Origin of the sequence: Succiniclasticum ruminis DSM 9236, from assembly GCF_900112895.1 — a bacterium.
Lineage (GTDB): Bacteria > Bacillota > Negativicutes > Acidaminococcales > Acidaminococcaceae > Succiniclasticum > Succiniclasticum ruminis.
The window spans coordinates 1-16,281 of record NZ_FONL01000019.1; the positions used below are offsets into that span (position 1 = coordinate 1).

Below are 16,281 nucleotides of genomic sequence, written 5' to 3' on the forward strand. Positions count from 1 at the left end.
ACCGGATTTCATCCACGAAGAAGATTTTATTTATTATGCCGAAGGGATGCAGGGCATCGGGTTAAAGATTGAAATTAAATATGGCAAAGTAACGGAAATTAAATGCGGCGTTCTTAATTAACGAAAGGCATACGGTACGGCGAAAAGAGAGTATCGTATAGCTGGTGAATGACGTGGCGCCAGGTTAAGCAAATTTATATTTAATTAAACAGCCGTGGGATCTGATTCCCACGGCTGTTTTGTTTTCTAAATGAAAACCCCGCCATGGCGGCGGGGTTCCCCTAAGCCATAGCCTTGAGCGGGCTATGGCAATAATTCCGGGCGCCACGGCCTCCACATTTTCGAGAAAAGCCACTTCGTTGCGGTCATGCCAGTCTCTGACGTGTTCGCGGATGTCGCCCGTCATGCTTATAAACCGCAGGTTCGCGCAACCGTGTCCGGGAAAGATGTTCCCGGAAGGTTTTTATGGTATAATGTAAGAAATAAACCCCATGAGTGTCATTTTTGAATATATTTAGTAAAAAGGAAGAAGGTAAATGATTTTAAGGGAGATTTGCCGACGCGCTGCGAGAAAACTCCCTCAAAATCTTTGAGGACGGAAGCAGCTTTCCAACAAACTGTTAATGAAATTTAAGAGCGGCGTGGGCATCGAGTACGAAAAGCAGCCCAAACCGGACACGCCGAAGAACTATTGATACAAACTCATTTATTTTTATCAGGTATATGACAGGGTGAAATTGTAGTACCGTATAACATAAAGTCGGGGGGCGGTGGCGTGCATGAAGACCGGGAAGAAATCTTTAAATCGTTTTGGGAATTATTTTTCTGCTAAGTGGGTTTCCGCTTTGCTGGCGGTATTTGTGTTTGTTGCAGGGATGATGGTAAGCATTGCCGAGGCTGCGGCTGATTCCGCCAGCGCTTCAGGATCGGCTAAAGTATTGCGTATGAAAACCCTTTGGGAGAACGTTGATTTAAATGTATATTCCCGCTACAATGGAGAATACCGTGCTTTAGGCGGATCCCAGGCTGCAGAAACGGTGTTCGGAAAAACAAGTCCGGGGAAGACCATAAAACTTCAGATTTATCCGGAAAACAAGTTTAAAGGCGGAACATCCGCAATCTATTTCGGAACCTATAAAATACAAAAGGGGTTTCCCAAAATCGCGTCCAAAGATTATGAAAGAAAAACGCAGAGCCAGACACAATCGTTCACGATCCCCCAGGGCGTGGAGATGGTCATCGCGCACGTGTATATGACCTGGACTACAGGAGATCCCAAAAATCCTTTATACGATGACGGTGTTGCAACGCGCCATTATGTCCTTTTCACTTCGGATGACGCTTTTCGCAGAGCCTACAAGATATTTACAGGGAAAACGCTGAATAAAATAGTTCCACCGAAGACAAACGTTTCACAAGACAAAACGAAGACTAAAACAGTAACTGAGAAGGCCAAGGCAGATTCACCGGTAATAAAAAACGGCGAGCCTTCCGGTGATGATTCCGGCGGCATTGGCATCGTTGAAATCGGCGGCGGGCTGGTGCTGGTTTCCATAGGCGGATACCTCGGGCTGCACTTCCTCGGCGGCGGCGCCGCAACCGGGGAAGCAGGGGCGGAAGCGGTTTCCGATCTGACGTCTGCAGAACCGGATATACCTCCGCAGCCTTCCGTCCCACCGGAGCCAAAAGAGTATGTCTATACTGACCCCGCGGGGTTCCAGACCTTGTATGTGCAGGATCCGGAGACAGGACAGTGGACAAACTATGAGACGGGCAACCCGGTCGACATGGACAGTTTGAAGGAATACGACAAACAGCGCATGCAGGACATGGCCTGGAGCCATAACGAAACGAAGAACCTTGCGGACCGGACCACAGCTTTTGATAACGATTTGAAGCAGGATTACCGGAACATGCTGGAGGAAGAAGCCCGGATCCAGCAGCAGACCAAAAAAGACATGATGGCCATCAAGAGCGGCACCTACGGTATGACCGACGCGGAGAGGCAGGCTTATCTGAACGACCGGCAGGCGAAACTGGAAGCGGACAAGGAAGCGGCAGACAAGAAAGCCGCAAGGCTGGATACGGCGGTCAAGACATTAGAAGTGATAGAAAAAGGCGCGGATATTTCAATCAGCGTCCTGTCCACGGTAACCCCGGGCGGGAAGCTGGTAGCCAACATATATACCGGCGTGAAGAACGTCACGGTTGGCGGGATGCAGGCGGCGGTGGATGGAAAGAGCATCATGGGAGGCATTGTTAAAGGGGCTGCCAAAGGCGGCGCGGATATCCTCCAGAATATGACCGACAAGATTCCTGCCGGGAAATGGGGTTATAAGCTGGCGACCTATGTGACTTCAGAAACAATGAAAGAAGGAATCGTTGCATACGTTGACGGGGAGAATGTAGTCAAAGCATCGGTGAAAGGCATGGTCCAGGGATGGTCGAAATTCGGCGTAGACCAGATAGGAGGCGCGCTAAGCGACAAGGCTGCCGCGAACAATAACCTTGCCATGAAGGAAAAATATCTTAAAATTAGGGACAACTGGAGCAAAGACCTGAAGCCGAAGAGTGTCAAAGCAGTGCGGACGTTGAATTTCCAGCGTTATTTCGCAAAAGAGCAGAGTCGTTTGATAAATCAGGGCCTTGGGCAGACGTTTGCCAACGAAGCCAGCGCCAGGGCATACGAAATGGGCGTGGAAGGAAAGAGTTTTACGGAATCTGCCTTTGGCGATAAGTGGTGAAACAGGAAAAGGCTGATTGCAGCCGGCTGTTTATTTAACTGCTATTTGCAGTGAACCATACAAAATGCTTGTTGTGTCAGGCGGTTTTGTCTGACGGGAAGGAGCTTCGGATATGATACTGGCAGGAAGTTTTGCGGGCGCGGTGGAAGTAGCGGAACAGAACTGCAGCGAATGGTTATTGGCCGGCAACGGCGAGGTGTTCCACGCGGGAGAGCTGCACGAGGTCGCGAAAGAGTTTGACGCAGAGACGCCCCTGGGGGAAGATGAGTTCCTGGTGGTGACGGATGACGGTTCCATCGGATTATTGTTCCCCAACCTGAAGGAACCGGAAATGTATTTCGTATCGCCGCAGTGGGCCGTGGTGAATATATTGAAAGAGGATCCGCGGAAATATATCGTTCCGGGTGACAGGGCTGCGGCGGGCACCCAAACTGCCGGTAACGTTGCGAATTCTGCACCGCAGAACGCAGCTCCGGCTGCAAAAGCCTTCTGCAAAAATTGCGGCGCGGAGCTGAAACCCGGCAGCCGTTTCTGTGAACACTGCGGCGCAAAGAACGCACCGGAATTCTGCACGAACTTCGGGGTGAAGCTGGAAGCCGGAAGCCAGTTCTGCGGAAATTGCGGTGTGAGGATATAAACAAACGATTCGTTTGTATTTCTTTGAGGTTATGTTACAACCGACCGTTGTGAGTTGTATTTGAAATCCACGATAAAATTTGTGATACAAATCGTGGTTCGCAGGTGAATGATATGTATGAGCTGAAAATTGACGAACTCAGTAAAATCTTAGAAAAAGAAGAGCCGGAAGGCGTGGATTTCTTTCTTATGGCGGATGAAAGACCATATAACGGAATAGAATCACACAGGGACGCCCTTCTTTTTGCCGTGCATTTGATAAATGAAAACGAAAAGCAGACGATAAAAAAAGCGGAAGAACTTTTCGGGAAAGAGTACGCGGATAAACTGCATCTGTTTACCTGCGATATCGGCAAAGCGGAAGCAAAACGCCTCGACCCCGGAGAGCTCCTTTTTGTTCCGGACGTACTGCGCAAAGACCGTTACGGAAATAAAAAATATGACAGTGACTGGGTTCCCAACGATGAAAACTGCGGCAAACAAATACCGTACTGGTACGCGTTTCTGGAGCCGCCGCATGGGACGAAATACGGACCGGAAGACCTCCGGCGGATCAACGCGGTCCTGTTTCCGGACGGCGCGGAAGGCCTGGAAGCGTATGAATGGACGACTGACTGGTCGGATATTTTTGATGACGGGCATGAATGGTGGGGCGCGTCGTGCTGGAGCGTATACGACAGCCGCAGGAATCGCTTTGTCGTATTACTGGCTTCGGCAACAGACTGACAAATTCATAATTAGTTTAACAGCTGTGGAATTTATTTTCCGCGGCTGTTTTGTTATAATGCGTATAGAAATCGGGATTTTCAGAAGTCGGGCGGCAACGGCTGACAAAGCGGAACGCACGGCAGGACTGATGGAAAAACAATGATCCGGAGGTAACGGCAAACGATATGGAAGAAAAGGAACTTGCGGTAAAAAACTGGCTGGCGCATCTCCGCCGCCACCCCATGCCGGAAATCGTCTCGGAAGAGTGCATGGCCGCGCTCTCGTCAGTGGAGGCGCAGTACGGTGAAACGGAAAGCTACGGCGCGGGGCTGGAGGTGCGGCTGGGGAATCCCGCGGCGTATGTGGATTACATCATGAATATCGACGAGGAAATCATTCCCAAGGTGAAAGCGCTGTGGTACGAAATCGACTACGAGGAATTTTCCCGGGCTGCCGCAACGGGCAAACGAATCGAGCCGTGCCTCTTTGCCAATGTGGGTGAGGAAGATTACCGGACATTCTGGGATGATGTGCTGCCGCCATTTTTGGGCGAAGAACGGGCGAAACGCCTGCGCGCTCCGCTGGACAGGGTGACGGAGCGTCTCCCCGAAAAAGCGTTTATCAAGCAAATCGGCACCATGACGAGCCGGGGCGAACTGGACATCATGCGCCTCGTGATTTCGTTTCCTTCCTGGGAGAGCATTTTCCCGGGCCTGACTGCCATCGGCTGGCAGGGCGATACGGCGGAACTTGCGTCTGCGCTGGAGCCGTGGAAGGAATCTCAGAGAATTGCCGTCAATATCGACCTCGGCGCGGACGGCGTGCTGCCCAAGATCGGCATCGAAGTCTTTTCACGCTGGCGGCATCCGCTCATCGTCGACAAATTTATCATGCGCCTGGAAGATGCGGGGCTGTGCCTTCCGGAAAAAGGAGAAGCGCTGCGGCGCTGGATCCGCATCCGCCCCGATGCGGACCCCTTCCGCCAGACGCTGATCAACTATTTCAAGCTGAACTACAAGGATGGAAAAATTACCGAAGCAAAAGCCTACCTGGAGCAGACGCCCTATATCAACCACAATTATTTTGACGCCTATGAATTCCCCGGCCGCGTGGCTTTTTACCTGAGGGACGGGGAGCGGGCGCTTTCCGCGGACAGCGCCCTGCGGCTCCTTGCCCAGTGCGGGGAAAACCGCCTGCGCCGGGCGCGTTTTATGGGCGTTGAAGGCTATGAAGAGTTTGACCGCCTTCTGGGCGTGTGCAGGGAATACAGCATCCGTGCGGAAGTATCACTGGCGGAACCGGTATCGCGGGAAGCGCTGGAACAGATGATTGCCGCGGGAGCAGACAGCTTTCTTATGGATATGGAAGAAGAAACCGGCTGGGCGGCGAATGCGGAAACGCTTCGCGCTTTAGATTTTGCCGGGTTCCGTCTCCGCTGGTTCATGCACCGGGGCAATGCGCAGGACCTGCCACGCGTCATCCGTCTCGCCGGAGAAACGGGTGCGCAGGAACTCATCATCACGGGCATGAAGCCCTGCAGTCCCGGTTTGCGCAGGGAAACTCCTGACCGCGGACAGATTATCGCAGCGGCTGAAATAATAAATGCGTGGCAAAAAGAGAACCTCCGGAACGGCGAGGCAGCAAACGAAACGCAGGATGGCGAGGTAGCAAACGAAACGGCGGGTACTGACGCAAAAAGCCGCATGGAGCTTACGGTAGAAAGCTGCTTTTCGCCGCTGCGCGCCGTGATGGGCGGCGCGGACGAGAAGAGAAACGGCAACCGGGGCATCGGGCGCGGCTGCGAGGCGGGATGCTGGTTCTTCGCCGTGCAGGCAGACGGCAGTTTCACGCCTTGCCCGTATCTGGACGCACAGGAAACGTACGGTTCCATTACGGAGTATTGGGAACATTCACCCTTGTTGAAAAACATCCGTAAGCAGAGCGGCCATGAAGGCTGCCCCTACGCAAGGCGCTGCCTGCCGTGCTTCGCGGTCATCAAAGAGGTGGGCGACTGCCCGTTGCACCCTTTGCATGGGGATCGTCCATGAGTTCCTGTCGTACTGCCGGCTCCGGCAGCAGACTGACAACGTAACGTTTTTGCAGAAACTTGTATACTTTCAGAAGTCTGTTGCGTTATAGAATCAGAGTATGATAAAATAAAATGATTTTAAAATAGTAATTACTATGTAATTTGAAAAAAGTATAGTATTACATCATTAAGCGAAGATAAAAAATCTTTAATTAGGAGGCTAACATGGCTTATCAATCCCTGACACCCGAGGTACTTGCACAACTGACCGCCGCGCTCCCCGGGAGCGTCCTGAGCGGGGACCAGCTCACCGAAGACTATGCCCACGATGAGATGATATCCGCCGGTTTCCGTATGCCGGACGCCGTAGTTCTGGCACAGTCTACGGAAGACGTTTCCAAAGCCTGCAAAATTCTCTACGAGAACAACATCCCCATCATTCCCCGCGGGGCCGGAACCGGGCTCAGCGGCGGCTGCGCGCCTATCTGCGGCGGTGTTGTCATCGATCTGACCAAGATGAATCATATTCTGCGCTGGGATCTGGAAAACGGCCTGGTCCACATTGAAGCCGGCGTCCTGCTGGCTGACCTGACCGCCGCCTGCCTGGAACGCGATATGTTCTATCCGCCCGACCCGGGCCAGCGGTTCGCCGCGGTGGGCGGCAACGTGGCTACCAACGCCGGCGGGATGCGGGCCGTGAAATACGGCTGCACCCGGGAATATGTCCGCACCCTGAAAGTGGTGCTTCCCGACGGCCGTGTGGTGAAACTGGGCGGCGAACCCAGCAAAAACAGTTCCGGCTATTCCCTCCTGCATCTGATGGTTGGTTCCGAGGGAACCCTGGGAATCATCACGGAAATCGGACTGAAGCTTATCCCCAAACCGAAATTCCAGGTCTCCCTGCTGGGCATGTTCGAGGATCTGGAGGCCTGCATCCGCTGCGTGCCTGCGGTCAAAGGCTCCGGACTGGAACCCCAGTCTCTGGAATTTATGCCCCGCTCCGGTGTAGTGCGGGCGGAGAAATTCATGGAAAAGACGGTTTATCCTGCCAAGAGCGAGGGGACTGACGTGGGAGCCTATCTTCTCACCACCTTTGATTGCCGCCGGGAAGAAGAGATGGACGAGATCATGGAGGCAGCCGCTGAAGTTATGCTGGAAGGCGGCGCGCTGGATGTGCTCGTGTTTGATAATCCCAATTCGATGAAAACGGCCTGGGATGTGCGCAGGGCCGTGCCGGAATCCATCCTTGAAACCTATGACAAGGTGGAGGAATGTGATATCGTGGTTCCTACCAGCTACATCGCGGAGGTCGTGGATTATGCCCTGAGCCTGACGGACGAAGTGGGCCTGGATATTCATACCTACGGACACGCCGGGGACGGCAACATCCATATCAAACTCTGCGCCAACGGCATGGAGGAACAGGAGTTCCGCGCCCGTTCCGATAAATTCCTCGACCTGATTTATGCCCGGGGCAAGGGGATGAACGCCCTGATCTCCGGTGAACACGGCATCGGTGCCGTTTCCGTCCATCGCCTGGAAGACTATGCCGGTAAAGACGTGATGGATCTGATGCGGGGCATCAAGGCTGTATTCGATCCGAAAGGACTTTTGAATCCGGGCAAGGTCTGCACGTACGTGAAAGACTGATCTGCCAGGTTCTTGCAGCGACAATTTTATAATAAGTTCAACAGCCGTGGAAGTAATTTTCCGCGGCTGTTTTGTTATACGGAACCGGCAATGTAACTGTTGATACAAACCGGGGTTCATAATCAACAGTCGTTGTTTTCTTTTTGTGTTTCATTTATAATATATATGACGGATATTTGTTGTATCATTTTGATTTTGAAAGGCAGGGTGTAAGGTATTATGTTAAAAAAGATGATTGCAGGTATGGCGCTGGTTTCGCTTATAACCGCAAGCGCCGAGGCATGCACCGTCATGGTGGTGACGAAGGGCGCGTCAGCGGACGGGAGCACGATGGTTTCACACTCTAACGACGGCCGCGGCGCGGAAATGAATCTGATTTATGTGCCGGCGAAGGATCACCCGAAAGGCAGCAAACGCCCTGTTTATCCTACGGCGGTGGCGCTCAATACCATGCCGGAGTACAACGCCTTTGACCAGCCGAACCTTGTCGCGCCGGAACGGAGCGAAGGGTACGATTACCCCGGCAAACCCCGCACGGTGCCCATCGGCTACATACCCGAAGTGGAGCACACCTACGCCTATATGGACGCGGACTACGGCGTGGCCAATGAACACGGCCTGATGTTTGGCGAATGCACGGACATGTCCGCGCATCTGCCGGAAGTGCCGTACAAAAAAGGCGGCGGCATATTCTACGCGGCCGAACTGAGCCGCGTCGCGCTGGAACGGTGCAAAACCGCCCGCGAGGCCATTCAGCTTATGGGCAGCCTGATCGATGAATACGGTCTCTGGGGCACCGCCGAGACGTTAGCCGTTGCCGACAAGGACGAGGCCTGGGTCTTTGAAATGCAGATGTCGCCCACAGGCAAAGGCGGCCTCTGGATCGCGGAAAAGATACCGGACGGAGACTTTTTCATAGAGGCGAACCAGCTCAGGATCCATGCGATACGGGAAGGCGACCCGGGCCAGATCTTTAACCCGCGCCTGCCGGAAATGCTTAAGGAATTCGGCTGGGCGGCCTACGACGAGGAAGGCCGGCTGGACTGGATGAAATCCCTCCAGTCCAAAGAATTCCATCACCCTTATTATTCCAAGCGGCGCGTATGGCGGGCCATGAGCCTCGTCGCGCCGTCCAAGAACCTTCCGTCCCGGGTCGCGGACTGGGATTCGAAAACCTATCCGCTTTCCATCCGCCCCGACAGAAAACTGAACGTGGAAGATATTGCGCGCATCCACCGCGACTATTACCAGGGGACCAAATTTGACAAGTCGAAGAGCCCCCTGGCCGGTCTGTACGGATCGCCGTACCATTATGTAGTAGAAATGGGCGAGCGTTCCATCCTGTCTTCCAAGACGAGTTACAGCCACATCTCCCAGGCCGGCGGCATGCTTCCGTCCCCGGTCGTATGGATGTCGATGGATACGCCCTTTGAAAATCCTTTCATTCCCTTTGCCGTATCGAAGGTGCCCGAAGAGTACCGCGCCCTGCGCGACACCTATGACCCGTCGAAGATGTTCTGGGCCTCCAACCAGGTCATGGCGCTGACGCAAGGCTATTTTAACATTATGGCTCCCACCGTGAAGGAAGCGGTGGAACAGGCGGAGAAAAACTCCATGCAGCTTGTCGGTTCGTCCTCCGGCCTGACGAAGGAACAGTTTGCCGATGCGCTGCGCAAGAACTCCCTCAAAATCTTTGAGGACTGGAAACAGCTTTCCACTAAGCTGTTAATGAAATTTAAGAGCGACGTGGGCATCGAGTACGAAAAGCAGCCCAAACCGGACACACCGAAGAGTTATTGATGCAATAAAATTTTCAGGAGGGATTTTACCATGCCGGTCAACAGAAACGAAATCACAAAGGAAATGATTGCCAAAGCCCTGCAAAGCAAATCCGCAGAGGAATTGATAGCGCTGGCGAAGAGCGAGGGATTTGAGCTCACGAAGGACGAGGCTGAGGCGTACATGGCGGAGCTTGCTGATGTGGAACTGGACGGCAGGGAAATGAAGAATGTGGCCGGCGGCACATGCTATATGGCGGACGAACCCTGCAAAAAGTACAGCAACAGCTAACGATTACAAAGTTATGATGGAGAACAGGGAATACAGATTTGCGCGGGAGGACATCGTTACGTTGCTTTGCGAGGTAGCGTCGCAATATGCCAGACGGAACGCGCCTCCGCTGGACGTGTTGATTTACGGCGGCGCCGCGGTTACTCTCCGGCATGAATTCCGGACGGCGGCCCACGACATCGACTATGCGCTCCTGAAGCCGTCACCCCTGTTTGAGGACTGTGTGGAAGACGTTGGAAAAAGGTACAGGCTGCCTCCCTTTTGGATGCACAGGCTGGATCGATTCACGTTCGCCCCGCGCTTTCGCGATAATTTTTACCGTCATGCCGATGCGCTCCGCCTGAACGCAGAGTCCGGTAATCTGTCTTTTCTGGTGCAGGACTCTGACTGGCAGCTTGCCAACAAGCTCTGCTGGTTTCGCCGTTACAGGAAAAATGACGGCCGGGACATTGCAGGCATCCTGCAGGGACGGGATGGTGATGCAGCCAGGCAGGTTTCCCAAAGTGTGCGGGATGTATTTGGCGGGGACGCAACATTTGCTTCCGATGGAACGATGCTGTCGGACGCCCTGGAGCAGGGTATAAACCCCGGTGAACTGGCCGCCCGGCTTGACGGGCGCGCCCTGTATTATGAAAAGGTCTATCGCTGGCTGTTTCCCTTATTGCGCCGGAAAGATGATCCGGCCGCCCGGAACATCTGCTGGGCGGAAAGTCTGTTCTGGAGGACGGAAGGGGACGTCCAAACCACGCTGGCACGGTACGGAATCCATCTTTCTCCCGTCATCGTGAACCATATCGCCCGTGTGATGTTCAAACCGGAATTTTGGAGTTTGTTATAGTATGACAAATTCATCTTTTATTCAACAGCCGTGGAGCAGGGAGGAATAATCATGAGAAGTTGTATAAGGACTGCATGGCTTACAGTGGTTCTGATGTTTGCCATGGTGGCAACGGCGCTGGCCAATTATCCCGGTACATTGGATGGTGGGAATCTTGTGCTGGTGGATGGCGGCATGGGCGTGGGATATTATGCAGACAGGTCATCGGTGAAGGTGGAGCAGTATGCGCCCCCAAAGTACCGGCTGGCCATCAATGTGGTGGGCGTAGAGTTCTCGGATGAGTATTGGCGGAGCCATGAGACGTATATTGGCGGCCCGTACACTAAGGGTGACAGCTTTACGCTTACGTTCCGCTACAACTGGGACAGGAAGGTCATTTCCTACCAGCGGGGAAAGACCTGGCTGGATTGGGATGTCAACCGCGATTACAGCCATGCAGAGGGCGATCCCATGATTCCCTTTGCTGCCGAGGTTGCCTTTGTAAGCGCCTACAACATGAGATTCTTTAATGACAAGCTGGGCTACAGCCCGGTGCTGAAGAAGTATCAGAGGGTCATTGACGAACAGCTTTACCGCAGGCTGGGGATTTGAAGTTAAGCGGGATCGTCGGTGTAAGAGAAGGATATCTGATTCAAACGGGAAGAACAACTTAGCGACAAGTACTGATTTTGTTAAGGAACCGATATGGAAAAGAAAAGATGCAATTTCAGCTTCGGCGCAAAAGAATATCACGCAACGGATAAATTTGTGATATATCACGATACGCGCTGGTGCAAGCCCGAGCACAGAGACCGGGAACTTTTTGCGATGTTGATTCTGGAAGGAATGCAGGCCGGCGTGAGCTGGAACCTTATTCTGAATAAAGAGGACAACTTCAGAAAAGCGTTTGACGGATTTGATCCGGAGATTGTAGCAAACTATGACGATGCAAAACTGGAAGAACTGATGCAGGATCCCGGCATCATCCGTAACCGGCAGAAACTGAAAGCGGCCGTCACCAATGCAAAAGCGTTTCTGCAGGTGCAGAAAGAGTTCGGCAGCTTCGATACCTATATTTGGGGTTTCACAGGCGGAAAGGTGATCGACCATCATCTGGCGGACGTGAAAGATATGCCTGCAAAGGACGCGCTTTCCGAGAAGGTCAGCAAGGACCTTAGGAAACGGGGGTTCAAGTTCGCAGGGCCTGTCATTATCTATTCCTACCTGCAGGGAATCGGGGTCATAAATGACCACTGGGAATATTGCGACTACAGATAACCGGGGCAAGAGAGAAAACAACAGAAAGGAAGGTAACAGTATGCTCATCAACAAAGATGAACTCACAAAAGAAATGATTGAAAAAGCCATGCAGTGCAAAACCGCGGAAGAGCTGGTTGCGCTGGCAAAGACCGGCGGCTATGAGCTGACTAAGGAAGAGGCTGAATCGTATCTGGCGGAACTGGCCGACATCGAGCTGGACGGGGAGACCCTGAATAGGGTATCCGGCGGCGCTAAAGTCTGTTACAATGTTTTAAATTGCTGGACCAAAGTCAGAAATAATTAATCGTATTCTGCATCGTCAAAATTATATTTACTGCAACAGCCGTGGAATTTTTATTCGCGGCTGTTTTGTTTTGCTTTACAAACCCCGCAGGAAGTACGGCAAAGTTTCCCCGGGTCCGTACAAATGGACACAAAAATATGGTAAAATTATTATGTAGATATCATGGACTCAGGTTACATGATAATGTTTCACGTGAAACGTATTGATTTACACAAAGAGGAAAAACAATGAATTTCTTTGTCATTGATTTTGAATTTACATTTTACAAAAGGCCGGTGGGAAGGCCCCGTGGTTTTTTCAACGAAATCATAGAGGCCGGCGCTGTTTTGCTTGATTCCCGCGGGGCCGAAACCGGCAGGATGCATGCGTTTGTCAAGCCGCATTTTTATCCGAAACAGGCGAAAGACGCCTACGATTTCTGCATGATTACGGAAAAAGAAATGAAGAAAGCCATTGAATTTCCGGAAATGGTCAGGCAGATTTCAGCTTTATACACGCCGGGCAACTGTTATTTCGTTACATGGGGCAACGAAGATTTCAGAGTCCTGGATATTGGCTGCCAGCGTCACGGCATTGAGAACCCCGTGCGCAAGGAGGACTGCCTTGATCTGGCGCTGGCCTACAGACTCTGGAAAGATGACAGTTTTACCACCGGCCTTAAAGCAGCCGCGGAAGAGCTGGATACCGGTTCGGAAGGACTCTGGCATACTGCGTATGACGATGCGTTTAACACCGGCAAGGTCCTCTTCAAATTACTGGAAAAAGGCTGGAGCCTGGAAGAATTCCTGGCAGCCCAGGCGATGAAAAACCAATAGTTGGAACTAGTTCTTTTCCTGGCTATACGAACAGGAAACGGATGGAGAAGACCGTAAGTCTTATGTAAAGAGGGAGGTCCTATTATGAACATCAAAAAACTTATAGTATCAGCAGTCACGGCACTGGCGGTCATGGCAACAGCATCATGCTTCGCGCAGATACCCGAAACGGAACTGAACATTGGCGGCATAGAGCCCGGACAGGACATTGGCTATACCGAACAGATTTACGGAAAACCCGGCAAGTTCGAAGACGAGGGATTTATCCGGGTTTACAATTATAATGATAAATTTATTGTAAGGGCAAAGCTGAACCGCGGTTTCAAAGTCACATCCGTTGCCATATATGAAAAAGGACTCACAACTCCCAGCGGGTTAACAGTTGGTGTACCATATAAAGAAGTGGCGAAACTGTTTGGCAAGGTAAAAGGGATTAAGTTCCAGGGCGAGGGAGTTGAAGCGAAGCTTAAGGGTTGTACAGACTACACGTATTTCAGCGGTGACAGGCAGGCAGTTTTCCTCGTAGGCAAGAAAGGTATAGTGCAGGCTATCAGGGTAGAGGAGCTGGACGAACAGAAGTACTTAGAAGCAAGAAGAAGAAAATATCAGGCATGACGGACCCATAAAGATGGTTTGCTGAAGAAGATATTGAGCCGGATGAAACAACACCTGATAATGTAATATTGTAATAATAAGATCCCCCGAATCTTTCGCAGCGCCTGCCGGAAAAAGCAGACGCTTTTTTATTAACACAACCATTGTGTAATGAAAACGATTACAACAATCGTCGAAGCCCATAATTTCTGATTTCCAAAGCTTTATTAAAGTTTGTCCTGCAATTCTTAACGTAATGACATTGGCGTAGCGCTTAAAGATTTAATCTTTTCATCTGACGTGTCACAGAGTCCGGTTTTATTAAAAAAACGCGCTGTCATTTACAGGGTGCCGCAAATAAAAAGATTGCCAGGCGTTTCAATGCGCCTGGTGATTTTTTGCGTTAAGAGGCTTTTCATTTTCAAAGTTCAGCGTTATAATAATAGCGAACGTTTGTTTCAAATTTATTATACAGGGAGGTTATTTATGGATAATGATTCAGAATTGATATCGCTGGATGCTGGCGAGATCAAACGCCGGATATTTGCCATCCGGGGTAGGCAGGTTATGATGGACAGTGATTTGGCGGAATACTTTGGTACGACTACCGGTAATTTGAACAGGGCTATGAAGCGTAATATAAAACGCTTTCCTGAATCTTTTTGTTTTCAGCTTACTGATGATGAAATATTGAGATGCCAAATTGGAATCCCGATGCAAAAACGTGGTATTAAAGGTGGCAGAACATATTTACCCTATGTTTACACAGAGCAAGGTATTGCCATGCTGACTTCGGTTCTGCATACGGAAAGGGCGATTGCCGCCAGCATTTCAATCATGGAAGCTTTTGTTGAAATGCGCCGCTTCATAGCCAACAATGCTGCATTGTTTGAGCGGATCAGCAAAGTGGAACTGAAGCAACTGGAAGCGGATAAAAAGTTTGACCGGCTTTTTGAGTATGTAAACACGTGCGCGGAAACAAACCAGAAACTCTTTTTTGACGGACAGATATATGATGCGTTCAGCCTGCTTATAGAGTTGATACAGAAAGCAGAGCAGGAAATTATCCTGATAGACGGATACGTGGATGTGAGCACGCTGAACGTATTAGCGAAGAAAAAAACCGGTGTGGCCGTGACAATTTATACATTCCCAAAGACAAAACTGACAGCGCAGGACGTAGCCGCCTTTAACGCGCATTACCCGCAGCTGGATGTGAAATACACCAATATATTTCATGACCGTTTTCTGATTTTGTACAGAAAGAAAGTGTACCACATTGGGGCTTCATTGAAGGATGCGGGGAAGAAATGTTTTGGCATTACGCTGATGAAGGACGCAGGATCAGAGTTGATGAAAAAGCTTGCGAAGACATGAAACCTTTTGATTTGCCAGGTCCATTGGCGTAGCCGTACTTTAAGTTTTAATCTTCCCACCGGACGTGTAACAGCGCCCGGTTTTACAAAAAATGCGCGCTGTCATTTACAGGGCGCCGCAAATAAAAAGATTGCCAGGCGTTTCAATGCGCCTGGTGATTTTTTGCGTTAAGAGGCTTTTCTTTTTCAAAATTCAGCGCTATAATAATAGCGAACATTTGTTTCGATTCGTTATACAGGAGGGATGTTTATGGAAAATAACACAGAATTGATATCGTTAGATGCTAATGATATCAAACGCCGGATATTCACTATACGGGGAAAGCAGGTGATGCTAGACAGTGATTTGGCGGAGCTCTATCAAGTTGAAACTAAGAATTTGAATAAAGCCTCCAATCGGAATGTTGAAAGATTTCCGGAAGACTTTAGATTTAAGTTAACAAAAGAGGAGTTTGAGAACTTGAGGTTCCAAACTGGAACCTCAAGTGAAAGTTACGGTGGACGTAGATACATGCCATATGTTTATACCGAACAGGGTATATCAATGTTAGCCAGTGTGTTAAGAAGTAAAATTGCAATTCAGGTGAGCATTAATATTATGCGGACTTTTATTGAAATGCGCCACTTCATAGCCAACAATGCCGCATTGTTTGAGCGGATCAGCAAAGTGGAATTGAAGCAACTGGAAGCAGATAAAAAGTTTGACCAGCTTTTTGAGTATGTAAACACGCACGCGGAAACAAACCAGAAACTCTTTTTTGACGGACAGATATATGATGCGTTCAGCCTGCTTATAGAGTTGATACAGAAAGCAGAGCAGGAAATTATCCTGGTAGACGGATACGTGGATGTGAGCACGCTGAACGTATTAGCGAAGAAAAAATCCGGTGTGGCCGTGACAATTTATACATTCTCAAAGACAAAACTAACAGCGCAGGACGTAGCCGCCTTTAACGCGCAGTACCCGCAACTGGATGTGAAATACACCAATATATTTCATGATCGTTTTCTGATCTTGGACAGAAAGACCGTGTACCACATTGGGGCTTCACTGAAAGATGCGGGGAAGAAATGCTTTGGCATTACACTGATGAAGGATGCGGGATCAGAGTTGATGAAAAAACTGACGAAGACATGAAACCTTTTGATTTGCCAGGTCTGTTGGCGTAGTGCTTTAAGATTTAATCTTCTCACCGGACATGTAACAGCGTCCGGTGTTTTTTAATGTTTCACGTGAAACTTTCTGCTTTACCGCAAAACGTTAAAAACGCTAATGCA

General features: G+C 50.5%; 15 protein-coding genes. All 15 read left to right on the top strand.

All coding sequences use genetic code 11. The features are described 5' to 3' along the window. The first annotated feature begins 779 nt into the window (after positions 1 to 779). The 15 genes from BM159_RS10005 to BM159_RS10075 all read left to right on the top strand — a co-directional run bounded on the left by BM159_RS10005 (position 780) and on the right by BM159_RS10075 (position 16,141). Positions 780 to 2,744, top strand: a complete 1,965-nt coding sequence (locus tag BM159_RS10005) for a hypothetical protein (RefSeq protein WP_093914094.1) — start codon at positions 780 to 782, stop codon at positions 2,742 to 2,744. A gap of 112 nt (positions 2,745 to 2,856) precedes the next feature. Beyond that, positions 2,857 to 3,381 (top strand): zinc ribbon domain-containing protein, encoded by a 525-nt coding sequence (locus BM159_RS10010; RefSeq protein WP_093914095.1) that lies wholly within the window; start codon positions 2,857 to 2,859, stop codon positions 3,379 to 3,381. Between the two features lie 113 nt (positions 3,382 to 3,494). Further along, positions 3,495 to 4,106: a hypothetical protein gene (locus BM159_RS10015; RefSeq protein ID WP_093914096.1), complete on the top strand. Its 612-nt coding sequence runs from the start codon at positions 3,495 to 3,497 to the stop codon at positions 4,104 to 4,106. A 167-nt stretch (positions 4,107 to 4,273) separates the two neighbouring features. Next, positions 4,274 to 6,136: an SPASM domain-containing protein gene (locus BM159_RS10020; protein ID WP_093914097.1), complete on the top strand. Its 1,863-nt coding sequence runs from the start codon at positions 4,274 to 4,276 to the stop codon at positions 6,134 to 6,136. Positions 6,137 to 6,342: 206 nt separating this feature from the next. After that, positions 6,343 to 7,767: an FAD-binding oxidoreductase gene (locus BM159_RS10025; protein ID WP_093914098.1), complete on the top strand. Its 1,425-nt coding sequence runs from the start codon at positions 6,343 to 6,345 to the stop codon at positions 7,765 to 7,767. A 219-nt stretch (positions 7,768 to 7,986) separates the two neighbouring features. Next, positions 7,987 to 9,567, top strand: a complete 1,581-nt coding sequence (locus BM159_RS10030; RefSeq protein ID WP_093914099.1) for a dipeptidase — start codon at positions 7,987 to 7,989, stop codon at positions 9,565 to 9,567. A 30-nt stretch (positions 9,568 to 9,597) separates the two neighbouring features. Then, complete coding sequence (locus tag BM159_RS10035; RefSeq protein WP_093914100.1) at positions 9,598 to 9,837, top strand: Nif11-like leader peptide family RiPP precursor; 240 nt, start codon at positions 9,598 to 9,600, stop codon at positions 9,835 to 9,837. Positions 9,838 to 9,850: 13 nt separating this feature from the next. Next, positions 9,851 to 10,675, top strand: a complete 825-nt coding sequence (locus BM159_RS10040; protein ID WP_143089429.1) for a hypothetical protein — start codon at positions 9,851 to 9,853, stop codon at positions 10,673 to 10,675. A 51-nt stretch (positions 10,676 to 10,726) separates the two neighbouring features. After that, the gene (locus BM159_RS10045) at positions 10,727 to 11,266 is read left to right on the top strand and encodes a hypothetical protein (RefSeq protein ID WP_093914102.1); all 540 of its coding nucleotides are present in this window, start codon (positions 10,727 to 10,729) and stop codon (positions 11,264 to 11,266) included. Positions 11,267 to 11,359: 93 nt separating this feature from the next. Beyond that, complete coding sequence (locus BM159_RS10050) at positions 11,360 to 11,932, top strand: DNA-3-methyladenine glycosylase I (protein ID WP_093914103.1); 573 nt, start codon at positions 11,360 to 11,362, stop codon at positions 11,930 to 11,932. A 40-nt stretch (positions 11,933 to 11,972) separates the two neighbouring features. Continuing rightward, complete coding sequence (locus BM159_RS10055) at positions 11,973 to 12,218, top strand: Nif11 family protein (protein WP_093914104.1); 246 nt, start codon at positions 11,973 to 11,975, stop codon at positions 12,216 to 12,218. A 227-nt stretch (positions 12,219 to 12,445) separates the two neighbouring features. Continuing rightward, entirely contained in the window at positions 12,446 to 13,033 is a 588-nt protein-coding gene (locus BM159_RS10060) for a 3'-5' exonuclease (protein WP_093914105.1), read from the top strand. Between the two features lie 84 nt (positions 13,034 to 13,117). After that, entirely contained in the window at positions 13,118 to 13,648 is a 531-nt protein-coding gene (locus tag BM159_RS10065; RefSeq protein ID WP_093914106.1) for a hypothetical protein, read from the top strand. A 465-nt stretch (positions 13,649 to 14,113) separates the two neighbouring features. Beyond that, positions 14,114 to 15,004 (top strand): ORF6N domain-containing protein, encoded by an 891-nt coding sequence (locus BM159_RS10070; RefSeq protein WP_093914107.1) that lies wholly within the window; start codon positions 14,114 to 14,116, stop codon positions 15,002 to 15,004. Positions 15,005 to 15,253: 249 nt separating this feature from the next. Next, on the top strand, positions 15,254 to 16,141 hold the full coding sequence (locus BM159_RS10075; RefSeq protein WP_218149578.1) for an ORF6N domain-containing protein: 888 nt from the start codon (positions 15,254 to 15,256) through the stop codon (positions 16,139 to 16,141). Positions 16,142 to 16,281: the final 140 nt, after the last annotated feature.

Bases quoted from the DNA above. Each gene is read 5' to 3' on its own strand.
- BM159_RS10015 (WP_093914096.1), top strand. From the start codon at position 3,495: ATGTATGAGCTGAAAATTGACGAACTCAGTAAAATCTTAGAAAAAGAA.
- BM159_RS10040 (WP_143089429.1), top strand. From the start codon at position 9,851: ATGATGGAGAACAGGGAATACAGATTTGCGCGGGAGGACATCGTTACG.
- BM159_RS10070 (WP_093914107.1), top strand. From the start codon at position 14,114: ATGGATAATGATTCAGAATTGATATCGCTGGATGCTGGCGAGATCAAA.
- BM159_RS10035 (WP_093914100.1), top strand. From the start codon at position 9,598: ATGCCGGTCAACAGAAACGAAATCACAAAGGAAATGATTGCCAAAGCC.
- BM159_RS10030 (WP_093914099.1), top strand. From the start codon at position 7,987: ATGTTAAAAAAGATGATTGCAGGTATGGCGCTGGTTTCGCTTATAACC.
- BM159_RS10060 (WP_093914105.1), top strand. From the start codon at position 12,446: ATGAATTTCTTTGTCATTGATTTTGAATTTACATTTTACAAAAGGCCG.
- BM159_RS10055 (WP_093914104.1), top strand. From the start codon at position 11,973: ATGCTCATCAACAAAGATGAACTCACAAAAGAAATGATTGAAAAAGCC.
- BM159_RS10050 (WP_093914103.1), top strand. From the start codon at position 11,360: ATGGAAAAGAAAAGATGCAATTTCAGCTTCGGCGCAAAAGAATATCAC.
- BM159_RS10045 (WP_093914102.1), top strand. From the start codon at position 10,727: ATGAGAAGTTGTATAAGGACTGCATGGCTTACAGTGGTTCTGATGTTT.
- BM159_RS10010 (WP_093914095.1), top strand. From the start codon at position 2,857: ATGATACTGGCAGGAAGTTTTGCGGGCGCGGTGGAAGTAGCGGAACAG.
- BM159_RS10075 (WP_218149578.1), top strand. From the start codon at position 15,254: ATGGAAAATAACACAGAATTGATATCGTTAGATGCTAATGATATCAAA.
- BM159_RS10020 (WP_093914097.1), top strand. From the start codon at position 4,274: ATGGAAGAAAAGGAACTTGCGGTAAAAAACTGGCTGGCGCATCTCCGC.
- BM159_RS10005 (WP_093914094.1), top strand. From the start codon at position 780: ATGAAGACCGGGAAGAAATCTTTAAATCGTTTTGGGAATTATTTTTCT.
- BM159_RS10065 (WP_093914106.1), top strand. From the start codon at position 13,118: ATGAACATCAAAAAACTTATAGTATCAGCAGTCACGGCACTGGCGGTC.
- BM159_RS10025 (WP_093914098.1), top strand. From the start codon at position 6,343: ATGGCTTATCAATCCCTGACACCCGAGGTACTTGCACAACTGACCGCC.